Source organism: Pseudodesulfovibrio aespoeensis Aspo-2 (assembly GCF_000176915.2).
Lineage (GTDB): Bacteria > Desulfobacterota > Desulfovibrionia > Desulfovibrionales > Desulfovibrionaceae > Pseudodesulfovibrio > Pseudodesulfovibrio aespoeensis.
The window spans coordinates 2575912-2598910 of sequence record NC_014844.1 but is presented as its reverse complement, the minus strand read 5'-3'; the positions used below and the strand labels follow the sequence as shown (position 1 = coordinate 2598910).

Below are 22999 nucleotides of genomic sequence, written 5' to 3'. Positions count from 1 at the left end.
ATGAGCAGATTGGCATTTGGCGGGCAGGGCAAGAGCGGCATTGAGGGCAAATATAAATTTGTGCCGCTGCCATGGACAGAGGATGGGGCGAACGACGCCACCTACGTCTGCGAGTTCACCGGCGCAGCCGGAGCCAACGAGGTGGGCGTGGGGGGCGGGCTGACCGGCGCGGACCTGGTACTAACGCAAAACGCCAACCCCGGCTCTGACGGCACCTATCGAACCATTCAAGACGGGACGTTCCAATCGTTTTACGGGACAATGGCGTTTTACAACGCCTTTGCCCAGGCCCCACTGGGATGGTCCATGGTACTGCGCCACAAGAATCTGGTTGGAAGCAACGCATATCTGGTCAACCTGCTGGGCCAAGACGCGGCTGGCTTTCAAGCCATGGACTTGCGGCTGCTGAAAAACTCCTCGACATTTACGCTCTCGGCAGGCTCGTCAAACAATGTGTCGGGCTTGGGGGTTGGTTTAAAACTCCCTGCCACCAATGAACTCTGGCCCGTCACCGGCCAGCCTTACATGACCATCGCCAGTTTGGACTATGCCAAAGGCATATGCTTCGCAGGCATACTTCAAGACAACGAGGTATTCCCGTCAAAGCTGACCGACTTCCTGACTTTCTCAATCAATCAATTCTCGGAGGATTTTGCCGGGCCAAACCAGATTACGGCTTATAACGCTGGAGTTTATAAGTGCATCCTCGGCTCGTTTTTGAGCTATGGCAGCAACTATTCAGGAGGCCAGACTGTAAAATCTCTCACCCTGGCCAAGCGGCCTTGCTACATCCCCGCATAAGGAGGCTCCATGAATTACGCGCAATACACCCTGACCGACCTCGGCTACCGCGCCCCGGTGGCGGGCATCGACCCGCTGCCCGAGATATGGGGGCTGTCCAATCGCGACGAGGAGCGGTTCGAGCACAAGGGGTTCCTGGGCTACCCGCAGACCCATGCCTGGATGGCAGAGCACGACGGGCGTGTGCTGGCCGCATTCGAGGCCGAACAGGACGCGGGCGGCGTGCCCGTGCCTGCCGAGGACGTGCCCTCCCTGCTCATGGCCGACTACGGCTGGCCCGCTGGCACCGCCCTGGGCGCGGACGGGCTGCCCGTGGCGGTGGAGTAGGCACATGGCTGACATCGTCGACATGGCCCAGGCATGCGAGGCCCTGGAGCGCGCCGCCGCCCTGGCTAACAGAGACCGCCGCATCGGCCCCGGCGCACCCATGGTGGACGGCGTGGCCATCTGCCACGAATGCGGCGAGCCCATTGCCCCGGCCCGGCTCATCGCCATCCCCGGCTGCAACCTCTGCCGCGACTGCCAGGAGGAGGCCGAGCATATATAAAGGATAATGACAAGAGGAACAGGCGGGGGCGCGCCAACGCCCCCACTGGTCCGGTGTAGGCCCACCGGTCCACCGGCCAAAGCCAGCTGCTCCATTCCCCTGATCAGGGTGGAGTTTTCTTAGCAGGGCAAAGGCCAGAAAGTAAAGGAACACAAGTGAATTCGCCCATTCCATGGCTTGGCGGCAAGTCCCGCCTCGCAGACCGGATCATCAAGCTCATGCCGCCCCATGATCGCTACGGCGAGGCATTCACCGGGGCCGGGTGGGTCTTCTTCCGCAAGCCGCAAACCAGGCTCGAAAGCCTCAATGACATCAACGGCGACCTGGTTGCCTTCTACCGCGTTTTGCAAAACCATCTGGAGGAGTTCTGCCGCCAGTTCAAATGGCTCCTGACAAGCCGCGAGCTGTTCGACGACTTCAAGCGCCAGCAGGACGCCAGGGGCCTGACCGACATCCAACGGGCCTCACGTTTCTACTACACGCAGCGCCTCGCCTTTGCCGGGCGCAGGGACGGGGTGTTCGGGGTGGACAAGTCGTCTCCCCCGCGCATCAACCTGGTACGCATGGAGGAGGAGCTCTCGCAGGTCCACCTGCGCCTGACCAACGTGGTCATTGAGCACCTGCCCTGGCATGACTACTTGGCCAGATATGACGATGCCGGAGCGTTCTTCTATCTCGATCCCCCCTACTGGGGCTGCGAGGATGACTACGGCAAGGGGCTGTTCAGCCGCGAGGACTTCTCCGCCATGGCCGCCCAGCTCGCCGGGCTCAAGGGCCGTTTTCTCCTGTCCATCAACGACACCCCCGAGATCCGCCAGACCTTCAGCCTCTTCGCCCTGCAGGAGGTCGAGACCCTCTACACCGTGAGCCGAGGAAGCAACCAACCGGTCAACGAACTGCTGATCATGAACTACACCCCCAAGCGCGGCCTCCTCGGCCTCTGCGAAGACTAAAAGGGTGCGCGTCAATCTCCTTGACGCGCACCCTCAGTTTTTTTGAAATGCTCTTGCACACTGTGAAACACCGGGACAGGGTCAATTATCGCGCAATTCAGAGTTAATTTTCGCGCGCGGCATCAAGGGGAGAAGGAGCGGGGAGGGGAAGGGAGGAGAGGAAGGGAAGAGCCGTCGCTGGCGCTCCTCCAGTTTATTTGATTGCCCTCCCGGCGGGGTGACTTTCTTTTGTTGGCCCAAAAGAAAGTCACCAAAGAAAAGGGCCTTTCCCATCTTGGCCGCAGCACTCTACGGCCAAGAATCTGATCCAATCGGGGCTGCTCCCGTGACCTTCCCCCCGTTTGGTATCCCAGCTATAAGTTTGTGACTCCGGCAAAGGAGATCACGAAGATGAGAAAGAGCAGGTTCACGGAAGAGCAGATCATCGGGCTTTTAAAGCAGGCGGAGGCTGGACGTCCTGTGGCAGAACTGTGCCGCCAGATCGGCATCACGGACACGACGTTCTACAAGTGGCGCAGCAAATTCGCGGGCCTTGAGGTATCCGAGGCCCGACGGTTGCGGCAGCTTGAGGAAGAGAATCGGCGCCTCAAGGGCCTTGTGGCCGATCAGGCGCTTGACATACAGGTGCTCAAAGAGGTGCTGGGCCGAAAATGACTGAGCCCGCCCTTCGCCGTCATGCCGCACGCCAGATTATTGAGGTGTACGGCTACTCCGAGCGGCGGGCTTGTCAATTGACCGACCTCAATCGCAGGACGTTGCGGCGCGTCCCTTCGCCAGATCGCGATAAGGATCTTCGCATGCGATTACGCGAGCTAGCCGAGGAGCGTAGGCGGTTCGGATGCCCCCGACTCTATCTGCTGCTGCGCCGCGAGGGTCTGGTGGTGAACCACAAGCGCGTTGAGCGGCTGTACAGGGAAGAGGCACTGTCGTTGCGCTTGCGGCCAAAGCGCAAGCGCCAGAGCCACCTGCGGGTGGTCCAACCCGCGCCCACAGGCCCAAATGAGCAGTGGGCCATGGACTTCGTGAGTGACAGCCTGGACAATGGCCGCAGAATCAAGGTGCTGACGATCATTGACCTGTGGGACCGCCGCTGCCCCAAGCTCGAAGCGGACTCATCGATTCCGGGCGAGGGCGTGGTCCGGGTGCTGGAGCAATTGCGCCAGCGCGGCGAATACCCGAAGCATCTGCGTTCTGACAATGGGCCAGAGTTCACGGGTAGGGCCCTGGATCAGTGGGCGACCAGCGTGGGGGTGCAGTTGGAATTCATCCGGCCTGGCAGGCCGATGGAGAATGGGCATGTGGAGAGCTTCAACGGCAAATTCCGTGAGGAGTGCCTGAACGCCCATGCGTTCCAGTCACTCGCAGAGGCTAGGGACATCCTCGAGGCGTGGAGGCAGGACTACAACACAGCCCGACCACACAGCGCACTTGGCGGATTGGCCCCAGAGGAATACGGAAGAACCATGAATGAAGAAAACCGGACCAGCCAGAACCCAAACTTACGGGTGGTATACTCGGCGGGGTAAGGTCACCCGAATCAAGTCGCCGAAGCGGCTCCGTGATTCGAAGAGCCGCAGCCCTCGCTTGGTCAGCTTCTAAGCCTTAAGAGGCTTGATCGCTGGGGTAGGCGGCTATAATAAGAGGAAGAAGGCTGCCGCGAGAGTTAATATGATTTTTCATGGCAGTAAGCTCTATATGTGAGTGGATGGGGGGTACTTAACGGGCAGGTGCTCCTCTAACGAGTAGCAATTCGTCAGACCCTTCTCTAACTTTGAATTCGACCTTTTGCCCGGTATTAGTCCCAAGGTGCTCCATTGAACCAGCGACAAGAAAGGGGATAGCATGACGCAAGTCGTTTGTTTCTCCGGAGCTAGTGACAGTCACCCTCCAGACCTGAACTTCTTTCTTTGATTTCAAGAATTCTTTTAGATCGTAGGCATCCAGAAATAGATATCGAGTATAATTGGTGTGAGTCTCTGTTATCTGTCTGTATCCTTTGATTCCATGTTGAGGCGTGTAGATCGTAGTGCCTTGGTAAGTCCCATAGTCGCCGTATGTGTTTAATGTCCCGTATGTATGAGAAGAACTCACCCCTGTCTGCCCCCAAACGGGGGTTGATCGCGTAATGGTAGAAACTTTGGGGTCGCTTATGCCATATCCAACGAAGATCGCTAAGTCTGCTGGGCTATTGCCTTCAGCTGGGCGCATTCCTCTGCTTATCAAAGCCCTTGACACATAGGAGGCGTACTCTCTGAATTGAAGGTCATCTACTGAAATATCCTTGTTGCCGGGGAGGAGGACGTAGGACATGCCATTATAAATTGGGGTTGAGCAATAAGAGTCTACATTTCCCCTATACCCATTTCCAAAACAGCCAGAGGCAAACAAAGCAACAAGGATTAGTAAACCAAAAGACCATAAACGCACGCCGCACCTCCACTGGTCCCAGAGTACCGATTGTGCTGTTGAAAATCGTACCTTATATCATTGGGTTGATCAACACCCATATGTGATTTGTGACTATTTCCCCTGTTCCATTTGGTGATATCGGGGGAAGTAGTGGGACTTTTCCACATCACGTTGATGTTATTCCGCAAAAACACCCCACGTACAAGGCGATTGAAAGATCGTAGCCGTTGAGACGGTGCCGAACTATGGGTCAGGAGATTTTGGTCGGGAAACAAGCCGTGAATGTGTGGTTTTAATTATTATGTAGGTTGCGCTATAGTCCTAGTCCCATCAGCATTTCTTCCCCCCCCAGCAACAGGAAAAGGGACTCAGGTGTTATCCTGAGTCCCTTGATTTTGTGGTGCGCCCGGCACGATTCGAACGTGCGACCTACGGATTCGTAGTCCGGCACTCTATCCAGCTGAGCTACGGGCGCGCAAAGGAAGACCTGTTTATGCTCAAGGCGGCCGTGAGGTCAAGCGATTTTTTAGGATTTCTCGAATTTGGTCTCGAATTTGTCCTCGAATCCCTGGAGGAGCAGGCCGGTCCGGGCCTGGATGCGGACAAGCTCGGTGTCCGGGTGGGTGGCGAAGTCCTGTATGTAAGGGTATTTCATGATGAACCGCTTGATGATCGCGTCCACGGTCTGGTCCTTGCGGATGGGGATGAAGACCCCCTGGATGGTCAGGGCCGTGGCCGTGTCGGGCGAGTTGGGCAGGTGCTTGTCGCGGTTGTCGATGAGCAGGCTCACGTGCGGGCATTTGCGCAGGTTGCGGCTCTTGCGCGAGTCCCGGCGCGTCAGGAAGAAGAACTTCATGGACGCGTGGTCGAAGAGGTAGGTCATCAGGGAAGTGTACGGCTCGATGCCGTCGGACGTGGCCAGCACGCACAGCTCCCGGCTCAGGATCAGGTCGTCGATGATTTGCATTTTGTCTTGGCTCATGCAACCCATATATGGCAGTCAACGTCGGCGCGCAATTATAACGTGCGCGGTTGACCCTTTCCCGCCACTCTCAACGCTGGAGGAGCCATGCCCAGCCTGGACGACGCCATACGCGCCACTGAAACCCTGCTAGCCGGGCTGCTTGCCGGGCCGGACCCGGCCCGCATCCGCGTGGCCTGGACCGGGGGCAAGGATTCCACCGTGGTCCTGTTCATCTGGAAGGCGCTCCTGGACCACCACGGCCTGGGGCCGGTCCGGGCCATCAATCTGGACACGGGCTGCAAGTTTCCGGAGATCATCGCCTTTCGCGACCAGCTGGCCGCCCGGTGGGGCGTGGACCTGCACATTGCCCGGCCCGGCGTGGTGCTCGATGGTTACCCCGTGGCCCGCGATGTCATAGCCTGCTGCCGCGATCTCAAGATCGAGCCCCTGGCCCGCGCCCTGCGCCAGACCGGGGCCAGCCACCTCATCACCGGCATCCGCCGCGACGAGCACCCGGACAGGGCGGGCCGCCTCGCCCTGGAGCCGCGCCAGGACCCGCCCCATGTCATGGTCAATCCCATCCTCGACTGGACCGAGACCGACATCTGGGCCTTCCACGCCCGCTACGACCTGCCCCATTGCCCGCTCTACGACCAGGGCTACCGCTCCCTGGGCTGCCGCCCGTGCACGGCCTTGCCCGGTGCAGCCGAGGGCGAGCGCGGCGGACGCGACCAGGCCAAGGAGCGCGCCCTGCACACCCTGACCAGCCTCGGCTATTTCTAATATAAGAACGCGGGGTGGTACCCCGGCGCAGGGCCGGGAAAAAGTCCCGGTCCGATTCGGGAAAAATTCGTTTCCGCCAACCGCTCCCCCAGGGCTCACGACCAGACCGCAGATATTCTTAATCCGAATTTTACAAAAAAGTAAGGAGGTTAGACGCTCTCCTTTTGCGCGTCTTTTCCGCTGGAGGGGTCTTGACCAATCAATTAACTTCCCCTAATAGCCCTTGGTTACTAGGCTAAGGGTTTGGTGCATTCGTATCCGAAAACGGTTGGAGGTGAACCGTTTTCTGGTGTCCGTTGTACTCGTGTCAATCTTCTGAAACGAGGTCATCATGTCGAATTTGCTGTTTCTTCTCATTCTGCTTCCCGCAGTGGCTGCTGCGGTCTGCTATTTCGTGCGGTCCAGTGCCGTGCGGACGCTGACCGTGCTGGCCACCGGCGCGGTCCTCACGGCTGCGTCGCTGGCGCTGCTGGGGCAGGGGATCTTTGATCCACTGACCGTGGGGTCGGTCCTTGGAATCCCCAGCGATTTCCTGGTCACAGTCCTGGATTTCGCCTTGCTGGGCGTCATTTTCATGTATGGTGTCAAACACAGGAACCTGCTGATCCAGGGCTTCACCCTGGCCCAGGCCGCGCTTCTTGTCTGGTTCGAGCTGGTCATGGTCAAGCACGCTGCGGTCCCCGCGCTTGCCGGCGATCAGCTCTCCCTGATCATGGTCCTGGTTATCTCCATCGTCGGTTCCCTGATCTGCATTTTCGCCATTCCCTACATGAAGGAACACGAGGAGCATCTGCACCTGAAGAAATCGCGCCAGCCGCAGTTTTTCTTCTTCCTGCTGCTCTTCCTGGGCGCCATGAACGGGCTGGTGCTCTCCAACAACATCCTGTGGCTCTACTTCTTCTTTGAAGTGACCACCCTGTGCTCCTTCATGCTCATCGGCCACGACGCCACCGAGGTCGCGGTCAAGAACTCGGTGCGCGCCCTGTGGATGAACTCCCTGGGCGGGCTGGCCTTTGTGCTCGGCATGATGCTGGTCTACTCCAAGGTGGGCACGCTCGACATCTCCGCCATCCTGGCGGGCGGCCCCCAGGGCGCGCTGATGGTCACGGGCGTCGGCTTCCTGTGTCTGGCCGGGTTCACCAAGGCGGCCCAGGTGCCGTTCCAGAGCTGGCTGCTGGGCGCCATGGTCGCGCCCACCCCGGTCTCGGCCCTGCTGCACTCCTCGACCATGGTCAAGGCGGGCGTCTACGTGGTCCTGCGGTTTGCCCCGGCCTATTCGGGCACGCTGCTCTCCGACGGCGTGGCCGTGTGCGGCGCGTTCACCTTCCTGGCCTGCGCCGCCCTGTGCATCGGCCAGTCCAACGGCAAGAAGATCCTGGCCTATTCCACGGTCTCCAACCTCGGCCTGATCATCTGCTGCGCGGGCCTCAACACCCCGCTGGCCATCACCGCCGCGGTGCTGCTGATCATCTTCCACGCCATCTCCAAGTCGCTGCTCTTCCTGTGCGTGGGCGCCATCGAGCAGGCCATCGGCTCGCGCGATATCGAGGACATGCGCGGGCTGTACGCCAAGTTCCCCCGCACCGCGACCATCACCATCATCGGCATCCTGACCATGCTCCTGCCGCCCTTTGGCGTGCTCATGAGCAAGTGGATGGCCATGGAGGCCGCATCGGCCAACATCTATGTCATCGTCATGCTGGCCATGGGCTCGGCCCTGACCATGGTCTACTGGGCGCGCTGGGGTGGTCTGCTCATGGCCACCCGCGAGGCGGGCGCGGCCCCGGAGAAGCAGGCGGGCCTGATCCGCATGCCGCTCACGGTCCTGTGCCTGGGCGCGGTCTTCCTCTCCCTGGCCTCGCCGTGGATCTACAACTCCATGCTGGCCCCCATGTTCGACGCCCCGCCGTTCACCGTCAGCTTCGGCTCCCTGGACGCGGCCACCGGCTCCTTTGCCGTGGTGCCGCTGTTCATCGTCCTGGGGCTTGGCGCGCTCTACGCGGTCAAGGCCGCGTCGGGCTTCCGTAAGGTGAAGATCGTGGCTCCCTATCTCTCCGGTTCCAACACCGGTGACGAGGGCACCTACATCGGTCCCATGAACAGCCCGGTTCCGTTCTCGGCTGGCAATATGTACCTGGGCGAGCTGTTCGCCGAAGGCAAGCTCACGCCCATCTTCAACGCGCTGGCGGTCGCCTTGATCGTGCTCATGCTGGGAGGGGCTCTCTAATGGATACGCTTATTCTCGTCATCATCGGCCTTGTGGCCGGTCCGGTTCTCGGCGGCCTGATCGCCGGTCTGGATCGCCGGGTCACCGCCTGGTTCCAGTCCCGCCAGGGCCCGCCGATCATGCAGGCCTTCTACGACGTGGCCAAGCTGCTCGGTAAGGAAAAAATGGTCGTCAACCAGTGGCAGATCCTCTGCGCCTGGGTGTACATGATCGCGGCTGCCGTGTCCGTGGCGCTCTTCTTTGCCCAGGGCGACCTGCTGGTGATCTTCTTCGTGCAGGCCGTGGGCGCGGTGTTCCTGGTCATGGGCGCCATGTCCGCCAAGTCGCCGTACTCCCAGGTGGGCGCACAGCGCGAGCTGATGCAGATACTGGCCTACGAGCCGGTGCTCATCCTCGTGTTCGTGGGCATCTATCTGGTCACCGGCAGCTTCTCCATCAGCGCCGTGTGGGAGCTGGAGCAGCCCCTGCTGGCCAAGATGCCGCTGTTGTACCTGGCGCTGGGCTTTGCCCTGACCATCAAGCTGCGCAAGTCGCCGTTCGACTTCTCCACCTCCCACCACGGGCACCAGGAGCTGGTCAAGGGCGTGCTCACCGAGTACTCCGGCCCGTATCTGGCCCTGATCGAAATCGCTCACTGGTACGAGACCGTGCTGGTGCTCGGCCTGTGCGCGCTCTTCTGGTCCACCAACGTGGTCTGGATGGCCGTGCTGCTGCTCGGCACCTACATGCTCGAAATCCTGGTGGACAACACCATGGCCCGCATGACCTGGCGCTGGATGCTCAAGCGTGTCTGGCTGCTTGGCATGGGCATGTCCGTTGTTAACCTCATCTGGCTGTACGCGGGGTAAGTTATGTTCGGTTCATTCATCAAGAAGTCTCGCGCCAAGTCCCCGTGGATCATGCATTTTGACTGCGGGAGCTGCAACGGCTGCGATATCGAGGTTCTGGCCTGCCTGACCCCCCTCTACGACGTGGAGCGGTTCGGCATCATCAACGTGGGCAACCCCAAGCACGCCGACGTGCTGCTGGTGACCGGCACGGTCAACCACCGCAACAAGAAGGTGCTCAAGAACATCTACGACCAGATGCCCGAGCCCAAGGCCGTCATCGCCATCGGCGCGTGCGGCAATACCGGCGGCGTGTTCCGCGACGCCTACAACGTGGTCGGCGGCGTCGACAAGGTCATTCCCGTGGATGTCTATGTCCCCGGTTGTCCGGCCAAGCCCGAGGCCATCATCGACGGCGTGGTCGTGGGCCTGGCCAAGTTCGCTCAAAAAGTGGAAGAAGCCGACTAGGCTGTCCGCAAGAGGTGATATATCGTGAAAGGTAAAGTGATAGAAGTGACCATCGACACCGTTGTCGGCGAGGTCATGAAGATGAAGAACGACGGCTACAGGCTGGTCACGTACTCGACCTACCAGATTGGCGAGGACGGGCTGGGCATCCTGTATCATTTCGACAAGGACTTCGACACCGTTCACCTGCGCCTGTCGGTCAAGCGCAACGCCTCCATCCCGAGCGTCTCCGGCGTCTATTTCGCCGCGCTGCTGGTGGAGAACGAGATCCGCGACCAGTGGGACGTCAAGTTCGACGGCCTGGTCCTTGACTTCAACCGCACGCTCTATCTTGATCCCGAGGTGACCCAGGTTCCCCTGGTCTCCAACATCAAGATCGCGCCCAAGCAATAGGGGGAGGCTGACATGGCTATCACCGTTATTCCCTTCGGCCCGCAGCATCCCGTCCTGCCCGAACCCGTCCACCTGACCCTCAAGGTCGAGGACGAGATCGTCAAGGAGGCCATTCCGGCCCTGGGCTACGTCCACCGCGGCCTGGAGAAGCTGGCCGACATCCGCGACTACCACCAGATGATCCAGGTCTGCGAGCGCGTCTGCGGCATCTGCTCCATGATCCACGCGGTCTGCTACTCGCAGGCCATCGAGGAACTCATGGAGATCGAGGTGCCCAAGCGCGGCCAGATGCTGCGCGTCATCTGGTCCGAGCTGCACCGCACCCACTCCCACCTGCTGTGGCTGGGCCTCTTTGCCGATGCCTTTGGTTTTGAGTCCCTGTTCATGCAGTTCTGGAAGATCCGCGAGCGGATCATGGACATCAACGAGGCCACCACCGGCAGCCGCGTCATCGTGTCCGTGAACGTCATCGGCGGCGTGCGCGCCGACCTCTCGTCCGATCAGATCCGCTGGATTCTGGGCGAGATCGACATCGTGGAGAAGGAAGTCCGCGCCCTGCAGGAAACCATCATGAACGACTACACGGTCAAGGCCCGCACCGTGGGCGTGGGCGTGCTCTCCAAGGAGAACGCCTACCTCCTGGGCGCTGCCGGTCCCACCCTGCGCGGTTCGGGCGTGGCCCAGGACATGCGCATGCTCGGCTACGGCGGCTACTCGGAGATCGACTTCGAGCCGGTGTTCGAGACCTCGGGCGACTGCTGGGCGCGCTCCACGGTCCGCTTCCGCGAGACCCTGCAATCCATGGACCTCGTGCGCCAGGCCATTGCCAAGCTGCCCGAGGGCGAGCTGGCGGCCAAGGTCAAGGGCAACCCGCCCGAGGGCGAGGTCTACACCCGGGTGGAGCAGCCGCGCGGCGAGTGCGTCTACTACATCAAGGGCAATGGCACCAAGCACCTTGACCGGCTGCGCATCCGCACGCCCACGTTTGCCAACATCCCGCCGCTGCTGGCCATGCTGCCCGGCTGCGAGCTGGCCGACGTGCCGGTCATCGTCCTTTCCATCGACCCGTGCATCAGCTGCACCGAACGTTAAGGAGGGACCGACATGCTCTTCACACCCACAGTCATCATGAACCTGCTGAGGAAACCGGCCACCCGCCAGTATCCCTTCACTGTCCGCGACCCGTTCCCCAACTATCGGGGCGAGCTGTACATAGACATCGACGGCTGCATCTTCTGCGGCACCTGCGCCCGCAAGTGCCCCAGCCAGTGCATCGAGGTGGACAAGGAGCAGGGGCTCTGGACCTGCGACCCCCACGCCTGCGTCTACTGCGGCATCTGCCGGGACACCTGCCCGACCAAGTGCCTGCACATGAAGGACGTGCACCGCAAGCCCTTGACCGAAAAAACCATGATGGTCGAGAAGGGCGAGCCGCCCAAGCCCAAGAAGAAGGCTGCCGAGACCGCTCCCAAGGCTGAAACCTCCAAGGCCGAGGCCGAGCCGAAGGCGGACGACGCCGACAAGGCCGAGTCCAAGAAGAAATAGCGCCTGAGCGCCTGCCACGAATAACGCCCCGGTCTCGCATGAGGCCGGGGCGTTTCCTGTGTCGCGTTTAGAAACGCTCGAACTCCGTGTCATCCGGGCTCGTGCCGCCTGATGGAAGGGGCTTGGGCTTTGCCGCAGCTCGGCTGGTCAGCCTGCCGACGTGTCCGTTTGGCCGGGAAACCATGTCGTTTCCGGCCACCTTGAAGAAGGAGGTCACCTGTTGCAGCCCGTGGGCCTGGTTGGCCAAATCCGTGGAGGTGGAGGCCATTTCCTCGGACGCGGCCGCGTTCTGCTGCACCACCTGATCGAGCTGTTGCAGCGCGGCGTTGATCTGCTCGGCCCCGGTGTTCTGCTCGCTGCTGGCCACGGATATTTCCTGGATCAGTTCGGCGGTCTTCTCGATGTCCGGGACCATGTCGCCGAGCATCTCACCCGCCTTGACCGCCACCTCGACGCTGCTGGACGACAGCTCGCTGATCTCGGAGGCCGCCGTGCCGCTGCGCTCGGCCAGCTTGCGCACCTCGGCGGCGACCACGGCGAAGCCCTTGCCGTGCTCCCCGGCGCGCGCGGCCTCGATGGCCGCGTTGAGCGCCAGCAGGTTGGTCTGGCGGGCAATCTCTTCGACGATGGAGATTTTTTCCGCGATCTTTTTCATGGCGGTCACGGTCTCGGCCACTGCCGTGCCGCCGATTCTGGCGCTTTCCGCCGCCTTCCTGGCGATGGATTCGGTCTGGTGGGCGTTGTCCGTGGTGGCCCGGATGTTGGCCGCCATCTGCTCCATGGACGAGGAGACCTCCTCCAGCGCGGCAGCCTGCTGGGTGGCCCCCTGGGAGAGCGCCTGCGACGTGCCGGAGAGCTCCTCGCTGCCGGAGGCCACATTGGCACTGCCTTCCATGACCTCGCCAACTACCTCGGAGAGCTTGGACGACATGGTGTTCAGGGCGTTCATGATGTCGCCGATCTCGTCCTGGCGGTCGGCCCTGGCCCGGGTGGTGTAGTCGCCGTCGGCGGCCAGGGCGAGGATGTCCGCCACGCTGCGCAGCGGGTTGCTGACCAGCCTGTTCATGTAGAACCATATGGCCGCCGCGATGGCGATCAGCGCGGCCAGCGACAGCCCGGTGACGCTCAGGCCGTTGGCCCAGACCGGGGCCGTGATCTCGGAGGTCTCGATGATGGCGATGAACTTCCACTTGAGCGTGGGCGAGGTCCGCACCACGGCCAGACTCTCCACGCCGCCAAGGGTTTCAGCAATACTGCCGGAATTCATGGCAAAAATAGCCGCGTACCCTGTGTCTGGCAGTTCGCTGACGTTCTTGAAGTTGTTGTTAGGATTCTTTGGGTCGGCGATGATCACGCCGTCGTCCTGCACGAGCATGACATAGCCGGTCTTGCCGAGCTTGATGGAGGTGATCAGCTTGGTCAACTGCGACAGGGAGATGTCCATGGCCGCCACACCGACTATCTTGCCATCCCCCTGGACCGCCTTGGCCGTGGAGACCATGGCGTCGCCAGTGGTGGAGACATACGCCTTGGAGACAATGGCCTTATCCGGCTGGGCCGCCGCCTCCTTGTACCAGGGACGCGCGCGCGGATCATAGCCGCCGGGCATGGGATCGTTGCCGCCGATGATGAAGGAGCCGTTGGCCGTGCCCACATAACAGTCCTTGTAGCTGGCGTGGGAACCAAGGATCATCTGGTAGAAACCGCGAATCTCCCGACCCAGTGTATCCTCTGGCCAGGGCGTGACATCAACCCTGTCCTCCTTCCTGTCGATGTACGAGGTCAGGATTTCGTCTATCCTGAGCACGCGCGGATCCTTGGCCATCATGACCGTATTGTTCAGCGCTTCCTGCATGTACATGGAAATGGTTCCGTCGATATGCTCCAACTGACCCTCGGCGGAATTGGTGCTGTAGTGTAGTGAATCGCTGTAGGTGGTGCTCAGGCTGACCGTGAGAATGGCGGCGCACAGGAGCAGCAGCGATCCGGACACTGTTGAGATGATTTTGGCTCGGATTGAAAGATGCATGGATTTCCTCCCCTTGGGAATTTTGAGGGCGAGCCCAAAGACCCGTTCTCCTAAAACTCTAGCCGTTTTTCATGCGAGAACAATTATATTCGCATGACGGGACGGTGACAAAGCGCCCCTTGGCTTGCGCCGGGAAATTGCGTAATGTCCCTCTCCCAATGGAAAGAAAACAGACCAGGGCCGTGGACATCGGCGGCGTCGGCATCGGGGGCGAGAACCCGGTCCGCGTCCAGTCCATGTGCAACACCGACACCCGAGACGTCCTGAGCACGGTCGCCCAGATCACCCGCCTGGCCGAGGCCGGGTGCGAGATCGTGCGTCTGGCCGTGCCCGACGACAAGGCCGCTGCCGCCCTTGCGGCCATCCGCGCAAGTTCCCCGGTGCCGCTCATCGCGGACATCCATTTCGACCACCGGCTGGCCCTGGCCGCGCTTGAGGCGGGCATGGACGGCCTGCGCATCAATCCCGGCAACATCGGCGACGAATCCAAGGTGGACATCGTGGTCCGCGCCGCCCTGGAGCGCCGGGTGCCCATCCGCATCGGCGTCAACGGCGGCTCGCTGGAGAAAGACCTGCTGCATCGCCACGGCGGACCCACGCCCCAGGCCATGGTCGAGTCCGGCCTGCGCCATGTGGCCATGCTGGAGCGGCGCGGTTTCACGGACATCAAGATTTCGCTCAAGACCTCGTCGGTGCTGAACACCATCGCCGCCTACCGGCTCATGGCCGAGCGGGTGGATTACCCGCTGCACATCGGCATCACCGAGGCCGGAACCCTGGTGCGCGGGGCGGTCAAATCCGCCGTGGGCCTGGGCATCCTGCTGTGGGAGGGCATCGGCGACACCCTGCGCGTCTCCCTGACCCACGACCCGGTGGCCGAGATCGGCGTGGCCTACGAGATCCTGCGCGCCCTGGGCCTGCGCCAGCGCGGGCCGGAGATCATCTCCTGCCCCACCTGCGGGCGCACCGAGATCAACCTCATCACCCTGGCCGAGCAGGTGGAGGAAGCCCTGCGCGGGGTGGAGGAGGTCTTTACCGTGGCCGTCATGGGCTGCGTGGTCAACGGGCCGGGCGAGGCGCGCGAGGCGGACATCGGCATCGCGGGCGGCCGCGGCCTGGGCATCATCTTCAGAAGGGGCGAGGTCGTGCGCAAGGTCCGGGGCGATGCCAACCTGCTGCCGGAATTCATGAAGGAAATCGAAGCGTTCTTACGCGAAAGGAGATCATAATACATGCGTCTTTCCCGCTATTACATCCCGACCCTCAAGGAAGACCCGGCAGACGCCGAGGTCGTGTCGCACAAGCTTCTGATGCGTGCGGGCATGATCCGCAAGCTGACCAGCGGCATCTACAACTACCTGCCGCTGGGGTTGCGCTCCATCAACAAGGTGGCCCGCATCGTGCGCGAGGAGATGGACCGGGCCGGGGCCATGGAAGTGTCCATGCCCATGGTCCAGCCCGCCGACCTGTGGCAGGAGACCGGACGCTGGGACTACTACGGCAAGGAGCTCCTGCGCCTCAAGGACCGCCATGGCCGCGACTACTGTCTCGGACCCACCCACGAGGAGGTCATCACCGACCTCGTGCGCGGCGAGATCAAGTCCTACAAGCAGCTGCCCATCAATCTCTATCAGGTCCAGACCAAGTTCCGCGACGAGATCCGACCCCGCTTCGGCCTCATGCGCGGTCGCGAATTCATCATGAAGGACGCCTACTCCTTTGACCGCGACGAGGCCGGGGCCGAGACGTCCTACTGGGCCATGTTCGAGGCGTACAAGGCCGCGTTCTCGCGCATCGGGCTTCGCTTCAAGCCGGTCCAGGCCGACTCCGGGGCCATTGGCGGCGATTTTTCCCATGAGTTCATGGTCCTGGCCGACACCGGCGAGGACACCATCGCCTCCTGCAAATCCTGCCAGTTCGGGGCCAATCTCGAAAAGGCCAAGGTGGCCGTGCCTCAGGGCGAGTGCCTGTGCAACGCCCCGTGCCCGCCCATCGAGCAGGTGGAGACGCCCGACCGGCATACCGTGGACGAGGTCTGCGCCTTTCTCGGCATCACCGCCGACACGCTCATCAAGACCCTGCTCTTTGTGGTGGACGGCAACCCCGTGGCCGCCCTGGTGCGCGGCGACCGCGAAGTCAACGATGTCAAGCTGCGCAACATCGTGGGCGGCAACGAGATCGAGCTGGCCGACGAAGCCCTGGTGCGCAAGCTCACCAACGCGCCCGTGGGCTTTGCCGGACCCGTCGGGCTGGCCGAGGGCGTGCCGGTCTACGCCGATGCCGAGCTCTGCCTCGCCACCGACTGGGTGGCCGGAGCCAACGGTGCCGACACCCATGTCCGCCACCTCTCCCTGGGCCGCGACTGCAAGATCGAGAAATTCGCCGACCTGCGCGTCATTGAACCCACCGATCCCTGCCCGGAGTGCGGCAGCGAAATCGAGTTCACCAAGGGCATCGAGGTGGGCCACGTCTTCAAGCTCGGCCTCAAGTATTCCAAGAAGATGGAAGCCACCTTCCTCGACGAGAACGGCAAGACCCAATACATGGTCATGGGCTGCTACGGCATCGGGGTCTCGCGTATCGTGGCCTCGGCCATCGAGCAGAACAACGACGAGGCAGGCTGCTGCTTCCCGCCCTCCATCGCGCCGTTCGAGGCCGTGCTCATCTCCCTGGGCGGCAAGGACGAGGCCGTGGACGCCAAGGCGGCCGAGCTCTATGAGCAGCTCCGCGTTCTTGGTGTGGACGCCTGCTTTGATGACCGCAAGGAACGTCCCGGCGTCAAGTTTGCCGAGGCCGACCTCATCGGCTACCCCATGCAGCTGGTCCTGGGCGGCAAGGGGCTGGCAAGCGGCATCGTCGAGGCCAAGGATCGCAAGACCGGCGAAAAGATCGAACTGCCCATCAACGGCTTTGCCGAGGCGTTCACCGCCTGGCGCAAGGAGATTTGGTGCCGCTGGGGGCTGGAATTGTAGGGGAGGAATGCCTCTGGCGGCCAGGGCGCTGCCCTGGACCCGTCAAGGGCCGGGAGCCTGTGACCCCAGGCGAACCTGCGGCGCTGAAGAGATGAATCGGCCAGCCTGCCCCTCGGGACAGGCTGGCCGAAGTTTTTTGGGAAGGGGGCGGGGTTTTGGGAGTGAATGGTGGGGAGGTTGGTGGGGGAGAGAATGATGTTCTGGGAATTGGAGTGGCAGGGGAATAATCAGCGACATTGTGGCCTGTCTGGACATTGGGCCGGTCCCGTTATATGAACGGGGACATTTTTGGAACGGTGGTCGGGGTTTTCCCTTTCCGTTAAATTCAGTGAAGGACACGATCCATGAATAAGCCGAATTTTGCGCCTTTGAAATTGTTCATTACCGGCCCGACCTATATTCGGGACGATGTCAAGCAGGCCGCGTTGCTGCCCGAGTTCGGGCATCGCGACACCGAGAACGACCTGCGTTTCGGTCCCATCCGGGAGAATCTGAGGATACTGGCCGGGGCGGGTGCCGCCTACGAGCCGGTCCTGTTCCTTGGCTCCGGCTCCACGGCCATGGAGGCGTCCATCCGCTCCCTGGTGGCCGAGGGCGAGACGTTGCTCAACGTGTCCGTGGGCGCGTTTGGCGACCATTACTACAATATCGCCGTGGCCAACGGCAAAAAAGCCGAGAATCTCAAGTTCGACTACGGGCAGGCCATCGACATGGCTGTGCTGGAAAAGAAGCTGGTCGAGCTCAAGCCTGCCGTGGTCTCCTTCACCCACAACGAGACCTCCACCGGTGTGACCAACGACATGAAGGCGGTCTGCGCCCTGATCCGCAAACACGGCGCCATGCCCCTGGTGGACGGCGTGTCCATCTTCGGCGGCGCGGACCTGGACCTCGCCAACTCCGGGGCGGCCATGTACTCCACGGCCACCCAGAAGTCCCTGGCCCTGCCCGCCGGGTTCGGCATCGGCTTCATCAGCCGCGAGGCCGAGGAAAAGTCCAAGACCGTGACCTGCAAGGGCCACACCACGGACATCACCAAGCAGCTGGAGCGCGCCCGCAAGAACCAGACCCTGACCACTCCCAACTGCACCCTGGCCAACCAGATGTGCGTGCAGCTGGAGCGCATCGTCAAGGAGGAGGGTGTCGCCAACCGCTTTGCCCGGCATGCCGAGATGCGGGGCATGGTCGAGGCGTGGGTGTCCAGACTTGACGGGTTTGAGATGTTCGCGCCCAAGGGCTATCGCTCGCCCACGGTGTCTGCCGTGCTCTGTCCGGCAGGGGTGACCACGGGCCAGCTCAAGAAGGGCGTCAAGGAGTCTTTGCGCGGGCAGGGGTATCTGATGGATCCCGGCTACGGCAAGCTCAACGCCGCCCTTGAGGCCGAGGGCCGCCGTCTGGTCATCCGGGTAGGCCACATGGGCGACATCACGCCCGACATGCTCGCCGAATACCTCGGCAAGCTCGAAGCCGAACTGAAGAAACTTCAATAACCGGGGGGAGACGCCATGCGCATACTTGCCAACGACGGGCTGGTGGACGAGGCCGTCAAGTATCTGAAAAAGGAAGGATTCACCATCGAGACCGAGAAGCGCGACGAGGACGACCTCATCAGCGAGATCGGTTCCTTTGACGCGCTTTTGGTGCGCTCGGCCACCAAGGTCACCCGCGCCGTGCTCGAAGCGGGCGTGCGCGACGGCGGTCGGCTCAAGATCGTGGGCCGCGGCGGCGTGGGCACGGACAACATTGACCTTGAAGCGGCCAAGGAGCTTGGCGTCATCGTCAAGTTCGCGCCCAACGGCAACACCAACGCCACGGCAGAGCACGCCCTGGGCCTGATGTTCGCCATCGCCCGGCGCGTGCCCTTTGCCCACCACACCCTCATGGACGGCGTCTGGCACAAGAAGCGGTTCAGCGGGGTGGAACTGTTCGGCAAGACGCTGGGCATCATCGGCTGCGGTCGCATCGGTCAGGCCCTGGCTGGCAAGGCGGGCGCGCTGGGCATGAAGGTCATCGGTTTTGACCTGTACCGCTCCATCGACGCCCCCCTTGAATACGTGGACACAGTTCCCGAGCTGCTGGAGCGGTCCGATTTCGTCAGCCTGCATTGCGGCGGCGCCGAGCCGGTCATCAAAGAGGAAGAATTGAAGATCATGAAGGACACCGCCTTCCTGATCAACGCCTCGCGCGGCAGGAACGTCAGCGAGGATGCTCTGTATGACGCGCTGAAGACCGGCACCATCGCCGGGGCCGCGCTCGACTGCTACGAGACAGAGCCCAAGCGCGAGGGCATGCCCTTTGAGTGCAAGCTGCGCGAGCTGGACAACATCGTCCTGTCCGCCCACCTGGGCGCGTCCACCCGCAACGCGGGCATCCGCACCGGCCTGGAGATCGCCGAGGTGGTCACCGGCTACTTGCGGCGCGGCGAGTTCAACAACTCGGTCAACGTCGGCCAGACCGTGGATGACGAGGGCTCGGATGTCTACACCATCTTCATCACCCATGAGGACACGCCCGGCATGTTCGGCAAATTCGGCACGGTCATGGGCGAGATGGGGGTCAACATCCGCGAGAACAACTCCCGCCGCCTGGGCGATCAGGTCCAGACCGTGTACATCGTCCACACCCAGCCGGGCGATGCGGTGCGCGAAGCACTGACCGCCATCAAAGGCGTGAGCCGGGTCTCCTTGTAGCCTGTAATAGCATGGAGATATCAAGGGCCGGGACGCGAGTTCCGGCCTTTTTTCGTGTCGTCGGTCAGGCGGAAGAGGCTGGTTATTCGTGCAGCCGCAGGTAACGCTGGCCCCAGACGGCCTGGCCGAGCGAGATGCAGCCGTCGTTGGGCGGCAGGTGGCGGTGGACCAGGGGGATGAGCCCGGCGCGTTCCAGGGCGCGCGGCAGTTCGGCGGCCAGGGTCAGGTTCTGCATGACTCCGCCGGACAGGGCCACGTGGTGGATGTCGAGCAGGGTGGAGAAGGCAAAGGCCATCTCGGTCAAACCGTTGATCAGCCCCAGGTGGAAGCGCCGGGCCACTGTGCCAACCGGCACGCCCTGGCCCAGGTCGTCGAGGGCTGCGGCCACCAACTCCAGGGTGTTCAGCGAGACCGGATCAGCCGATTTGAGCGGGCAGGGGTAGGCTCCGGTCTCGGTCATGTCCTGCGCCTTTTCCAGCAGGATGGCGGCCTGTCCCTCGTAGGAGATGGCCGAGGTCAGTCCGCACAGGGCGGCCACGGCGTCAAAGAGGCGTCCGCAGCTGCTGGTGCGCGGCGAGTTGACGCCCCTTGTGAGCATCTGGGGCAGAAATGCGCTCTCCTGCTCGAACTGGGCGAGCCAGGGCCAGGGGTACGCGCCCGGCGCGGTCACGCCCAGCTCCCACAGGGCGGCCTGGGCGATGCGCCACGGCTGCCGCACCGCAGCCTCGCCGCCGGGCAGCCGGATGTGGGAGAAGTGCGCCAGCCGCTGGTGTTCCAGGCTTTCCGGATCGACCATCAAACATTCGCCGCCCCAGATGGTTCCGTCCTCGCCAAGGCCGGTGCCGTCCAGGGCCAGTCCGATGACCGGGTCCGTGAACTTGTTCTCGGCCAGCACGGCGTGGATGTGGGCCACATGGTGCTGGAGTTTGATGACCGGGATGTCCAGGGTTTGGCCCAGCTCTTCGGCCAGGGCGCTGGTCATGTAGTCCGGGTGCAGGTCGCGGACGATGAGCTCCGGCCTGACGCGCAGGATGTCCTGCATGTGGTCGAGAATTTCCCGATAGAAGGCGAGGGTTTCGAGGTTGGCCATGTTGCCGATGTGCTGGCTGGGGAAGGCCTGATCGCCCTTGGTCAGGGTCAGGGTGCATTTCAGCTCCGGGCCGGTGCCGAGCACCGTGGGGCCGGGCTCGGCCAGGAAGACCGGCTCGGGCGCGAAGCCGCGCGCCCGGCGCAGCAGCACCGGCCCGCCAGAGGCCGGGTTGACCCGCACCACCGAGTCATCGGTGCGGATGAGGATGTCGCGGTCGTGGAGCAGGAAAAGATCGGCCAGTTCGCCCAGTCGGGCCAGGGCCTCGCGGTTGCCCAGCGCAATGGGCTCGGACGACAGGTTGCCCGAGGTCATGACCAGGGCCGGAATCTCGCTTCCGCCCGCCTGGGCAAAGGTGTCGAGCAGGATGTGGTGGAGCGGCGTGTAGGGGAGCATCACTCCGAGGAAATTCGTGTCTGGCGCGATCAGGGGGGACACGGCCAGCGGCTCGCGCTTGGCGGCCAGGACAATGGGCCTGCGGATGCCGGTCAGCCACGGCTCTTCGGCGGGCACTACCACGGCCAACTGCCGCACTGCTTCCAGGTCGGCCAGCATGACCGCCAGCGGCTTGTCGGGCCGGTGCTTGCGGCGGCGCAGCTCGGCCACGGCCTTGTCCGACGCGGCGTCGCAGACCAGGTGGAAACCGCCCAGCCCCTTGACCGCCGCGAGGCGTCCCTGGGCCAGCGCCTCGGCCAGCATCCGTATGGCCTCGTCGCCCCTGGCCAGGGTGGTCCCGGCAGGGTCGGTCAGCCACACCTGCGGGCCGCAGGCCGGGCAGGCGTTGGGCTGGGCGTGAAAGCGGCGGTCCATGGGGTCGTCGTATTCGGCCTGACACTGTGGGCACTGCGGGAAGCAGGCCATGGAGGTCATGGGCCGGTCGTAGGGAATGGAGCGGGTGATGGTGTAGCGCGGGCCGCAGTTGGTGCAGTTGGTGAAAGGATAGCGGTGGCGGCGGTTGCCGGGGGTGGCGATGTCGGCCATGCAGTCCGGGCAGGTGGCCACGTCCGCGCTGATGAGCACCGAATGTCCTGCCCCGCCCGTGGATTTGAGGATGGTGAAGCCGCTTTCGTCGGCCACCGGGTCTGTGGGTTCCGCGTGCAGACTGACCACTCGGGCCAGGGGCGGCAGCTTGTCGGTCAGGTCAAAGCCAAAGGTTTCCACCTGCTCCGCCGTGCCCTGCACCTCGATGATCACGCCCTGGCTCGAATTGTTGACCGTGCCCGTGACCGCGTTGGCAGCGGCGATGCGATAGACAAAGGGCCGGAATCCGACCCCCTGCACCTGCCCGGTGACGATGAAGCGGTGACGCAAGAGCAAGGACATGGCCGCAATGTACCGTCCCGCAGGAGCGAGCGCAAGGGGTATCAGGAATTGGTGAAGTGTTTCAACAGGCTGCGCACCCGGCCCCGGAGCAGGCGCAAAGGCGCGAATTGCAGGGCGCGTGCAGGCGACAGCATGAACCCGGCGGCGTCGAACCGGTCCGGCGCGTCCAGGGGATAGACAAGCCCCCGCGGGTCGGCCCCGGCCATGTTCCGGGCCACGGCCTCCTGCCACAGCGGCACGTGTCCGGGCGCGAGGCCGAGCACGGCATAGGCGGCGGTGTCCAGGGCCACGCCGCTTGCGGACGCGGCCAGCAGGCCGAGCCGGAAAGGGTCGCCGCCCGTGGGGCCGTCGCGGTGCAGGGCGTGGACGCCGTCCATCAGGTGGTGCGTCCGGGGCAGGGCCGCGTACACGTCCATGAGCATGGCGGTGAAGATGTCCCGGTCCGCGCCCAGGTGGTGGTGGGCAAAGGCCTTGCGAAACCCGACCACGCAGCCGAACAGGTTCTTGACCGCGCCGGACATGACCATCTGGCAGTGGACCTTGAGCTTGGGCAGATTGAGGATGGCCTCGGCCTCCAGGGCGTCGCGGGAGAGGCCGATGGTCCCGCCTCGCGTCAGAGCAAGGGGCGCGGGGCGGCCCAGGCCAGCGACCCTGAGGCCCAGCCCGGCCAGGGCTTCGGCCAGCCCCGAGGCGCGGGCCACCTGCGAGGCCGGGCCAAAGGCCGGGGAATCGGCCACGGTCACCCTGGCCCCGCAGTCGAGCAGATAGGCGCAGGCCGCCCGGACCACCTCGGGATGGGTGGTGCAGTGGCGGGCGTTCCTGGCTGCCACGAGGTTGGGCTTGACCAGCACGCGAGTGCCCGGCGCGAGCGTCAGCCCGCTCGTTTCGAGCAGTCGGGCCACGGCGGTGTCGAGCCGGGCCGGGTCGTAGTCCGGCACATGGGTCATGGCCACGGCGGCCTTGGGAGTCTCTGCGCTCATGGGC

At 63.0% G+C, this 22999-nt stretch carries 21 protein-coding genes and 1 tRNA gene; 16 read left to right on the top strand and 6 right to left on the bottom strand.

Going from position 1 to position 22999, the window contains the following annotated elements; all coding sequences use genetic code 11:
• The 5 genes from DAES_RS12030 (at position 1) to DAES_RS12005 (ending at position 3827) form a co-directional block, all read left to right on the top strand.
• Positions 1-801 (top strand): hypothetical protein, encoded by an 801-nt coding sequence (locus tag DAES_RS12030; protein ID WP_013515301.1) that lies wholly within the window; start codon positions 1-3, stop codon positions 799-801.
• 9 nt (positions 802-810) lie between these two features.
• Entirely contained in the window at positions 811-1128 is a 318-nt protein-coding gene (locus DAES_RS12025) for a hypothetical protein (RefSeq protein WP_013515300.1), read from the top strand.
• A 4-nt stretch (positions 1129-1132) separates the two neighbouring features.
• On the top strand, positions 1133-1348 hold the full coding sequence (locus DAES_RS12020) for a TraR/DksA C4-type zinc finger protein (protein ID WP_013515299.1): 216 nt from the start codon (positions 1133-1135) through the stop codon (positions 1346-1348).
• 155 nt (positions 1349-1503) lie between these two features.
• The gene (locus DAES_RS12015) at positions 1504-2301 is read left to right on the top strand and encodes a DNA adenine methylase (protein ID WP_013515298.1); all 798 of its coding nucleotides are present in this window, start codon (positions 1504-1506) and stop codon (positions 2299-2301) included.
• A 390-nt stretch (positions 2302-2691) separates the two neighbouring features.
• Positions 2692-3827 (top strand): IS3 family transposase gene (locus DAES_RS12005; RefSeq protein ID WP_157864856.1). Its coding sequence is split into 2 segments (ribosomal slippage): positions 2692-2947 and positions 2947-3827, totalling 1137 coding nucleotides; the frame shifts between segments, so codons are not numbered across the junction.
• A gap of 190 nt (positions 3828-4017) precedes the next feature.
• On the opposite strand, the gene DAES_RS17370 is transcribed toward DAES_RS12005, so the two are convergent.
• From DAES_RS17370 to DAES_RS11995, 3 genes are all read right to left on the bottom strand, one after another.
• Positions 4018-4728 carry a DUF4136 domain-containing protein gene (locus DAES_RS17370; protein ID WP_013515295.1) on the bottom strand — a complete coding sequence of 237 codons (711 nt, stop codon included), beginning with the start codon at positions 4726-4728 and terminating at the stop codon, positions 4018-4020.
• Positions 4729-5108: 380 nt separating this feature from the next.
• Positions 5109-5185, bottom strand: a tRNA-Arg gene (locus tag DAES_RS12000).
• A 51-nt stretch (positions 5186-5236) separates the two neighbouring features.
• On the bottom strand, positions 5237-5677 hold the full coding sequence (locus DAES_RS11995; RefSeq protein ID WP_013515294.1) for a pyridoxamine 5'-phosphate oxidase family protein: 441 nt from the start codon (positions 5675-5677) through the stop codon (positions 5237-5239).
• Positions 5678-5779: 102 nt separating this feature from the next.
• On the opposite strand from DAES_RS11995, the gene DAES_RS11990 reads away from it, so the two are divergent.
• From DAES_RS11990 to DAES_RS11960, 7 genes are all read left to right on the top strand, one after another.
• Positions 5780-6457: a phosphoadenosine phosphosulfate reductase family protein gene (locus DAES_RS11990; protein ID WP_013515293.1), complete on the top strand. Its 678-nt coding sequence runs from the start codon at positions 5780-5782 to the stop codon at positions 6455-6457.
• A gap of 331 nt (positions 6458-6788) precedes the next feature.
• Entirely contained in the window at positions 6789-8684 is a 1896-nt protein-coding gene (locus tag DAES_RS11985; RefSeq protein ID WP_013515292.1) for an NADH-quinone oxidoreductase subunit 5 family protein, read from the top strand.
• The gene (locus tag DAES_RS11980) at positions 8684-9532 is read left to right on the top strand and encodes a respiratory chain complex I subunit 1 family protein (RefSeq protein ID WP_013515291.1); all 849 of its coding nucleotides are present in this window, start codon (positions 8684-8686) and stop codon (positions 9530-9532) included. The genes DAES_RS11985 and DAES_RS11980 overlap by 1 nt, the downstream gene beginning before the upstream one ends.
• Positions 9533-9535: 3 nt before the next feature.
• Positions 9536-9979: an NADH-quinone oxidoreductase subunit B family protein gene (locus DAES_RS11975; RefSeq protein WP_013515290.1), complete on the top strand. Its 444-nt coding sequence runs from the start codon at positions 9536-9538 to the stop codon at positions 9977-9979.
• A 24-nt stretch (positions 9980-10003) separates the two neighbouring features.
• Positions 10004-10372 (top strand): NADH-quinone oxidoreductase subunit C, encoded by a 369-nt coding sequence (locus DAES_RS11970; RefSeq protein ID WP_013515289.1) that lies wholly within the window; start codon positions 10004-10006, stop codon positions 10370-10372.
• A 12-nt stretch (positions 10373-10384) separates the two neighbouring features.
• Entirely contained in the window at positions 10385-11464 is a 1080-nt protein-coding gene (locus DAES_RS11965; RefSeq protein WP_013515288.1) for a hydrogenase large subunit, read from the top strand.
• A 12-nt stretch (positions 11465-11476) separates the two neighbouring features.
• Positions 11477-11917: a 4Fe-4S binding protein gene (locus DAES_RS11960; protein ID WP_013515287.1), complete on the top strand. Its 441-nt coding sequence runs from the start codon at positions 11477-11479 to the stop codon at positions 11915-11917.
• Positions 11918-11984: 67 nt separating this feature from the next.
• Here DAES_RS11960 and DAES_RS16980 read toward each other — a convergent pair whose 3' ends face one another.
• Positions 11985-13946 carry a methyl-accepting chemotaxis protein gene (locus tag DAES_RS16980; RefSeq protein WP_013515286.1) on the bottom strand — a complete coding sequence of 654 codons (1962 nt, stop codon included), beginning with the start codon at positions 13944-13946 and terminating at the stop codon, positions 11985-11987.
• Positions 13947-14104: 158 nt separating this feature from the next.
• On the opposite strand from DAES_RS16980, the gene ispG reads away from it, so the two are divergent.
• The 4 genes from ispG to DAES_RS11935 all read left to right on the top strand — a co-directional run bounded on the left by ispG (position 14105) and on the right by DAES_RS11935 (position 19605).
• Complete coding sequence (ispG, locus tag DAES_RS11950) at positions 14105-15175, top strand: flavodoxin-dependent (E)-4-hydroxy-3-methylbut-2-enyl-diphosphate synthase (RefSeq protein WP_013515285.1); 1071 nt, start codon at positions 14105-14107, stop codon at positions 15173-15175.
• A 3-nt stretch (positions 15176-15178) separates the two neighbouring features.
• The gene (locus DAES_RS11945) at positions 15179-16918 is read left to right on the top strand and encodes a proline--tRNA ligase (protein ID WP_013515284.1); all 1740 of its coding nucleotides are present in this window, start codon (positions 15179-15181) and stop codon (positions 16916-16918) included.
• Between the two features lie 344 nt (positions 16919-17262).
• Positions 17263-18405, top strand: coding sequence for a pyridoxal-phosphate-dependent aminotransferase family protein (locus DAES_RS11940; protein ID WP_013515283.1), 1143 nt, complete (start codon positions 17263-17265; stop codon positions 18403-18405).
• A gap of 15 nt (positions 18406-18420) precedes the next feature.
• Positions 18421-19605: a phosphoglycerate dehydrogenase gene (locus DAES_RS11935; protein ID WP_013515282.1), complete on the top strand. Its 1185-nt coding sequence runs from the start codon at positions 18421-18423 to the stop codon at positions 19603-19605.
• A gap of 82 nt (positions 19606-19687) precedes the next feature.
• Here the strand turns inward: DAES_RS11935 and hypF are convergent, their stop codons facing one another.
• Both hypF and DAES_RS11925 read right to left on the bottom strand, forming a co-directional pair.
• Positions 19688-22015 carry a carbamoyltransferase HypF gene (gene hypF, locus DAES_RS11930; RefSeq protein ID WP_013515281.1) on the bottom strand — a complete coding sequence of 776 codons (2328 nt, stop codon included), beginning with the start codon at positions 22013-22015 and terminating at the stop codon, positions 19688-19690.
• Between the two features lie 41 nt (positions 22016-22056).
• On the bottom strand, positions 22057-22995 hold the full coding sequence (locus DAES_RS11925) for a DUF362 domain-containing protein (protein ID WP_013515280.1): 939 nt from the start codon (positions 22993-22995) through the stop codon (positions 22057-22059).
• Positions 22996-22999: the final 4 nt, after the last annotated feature.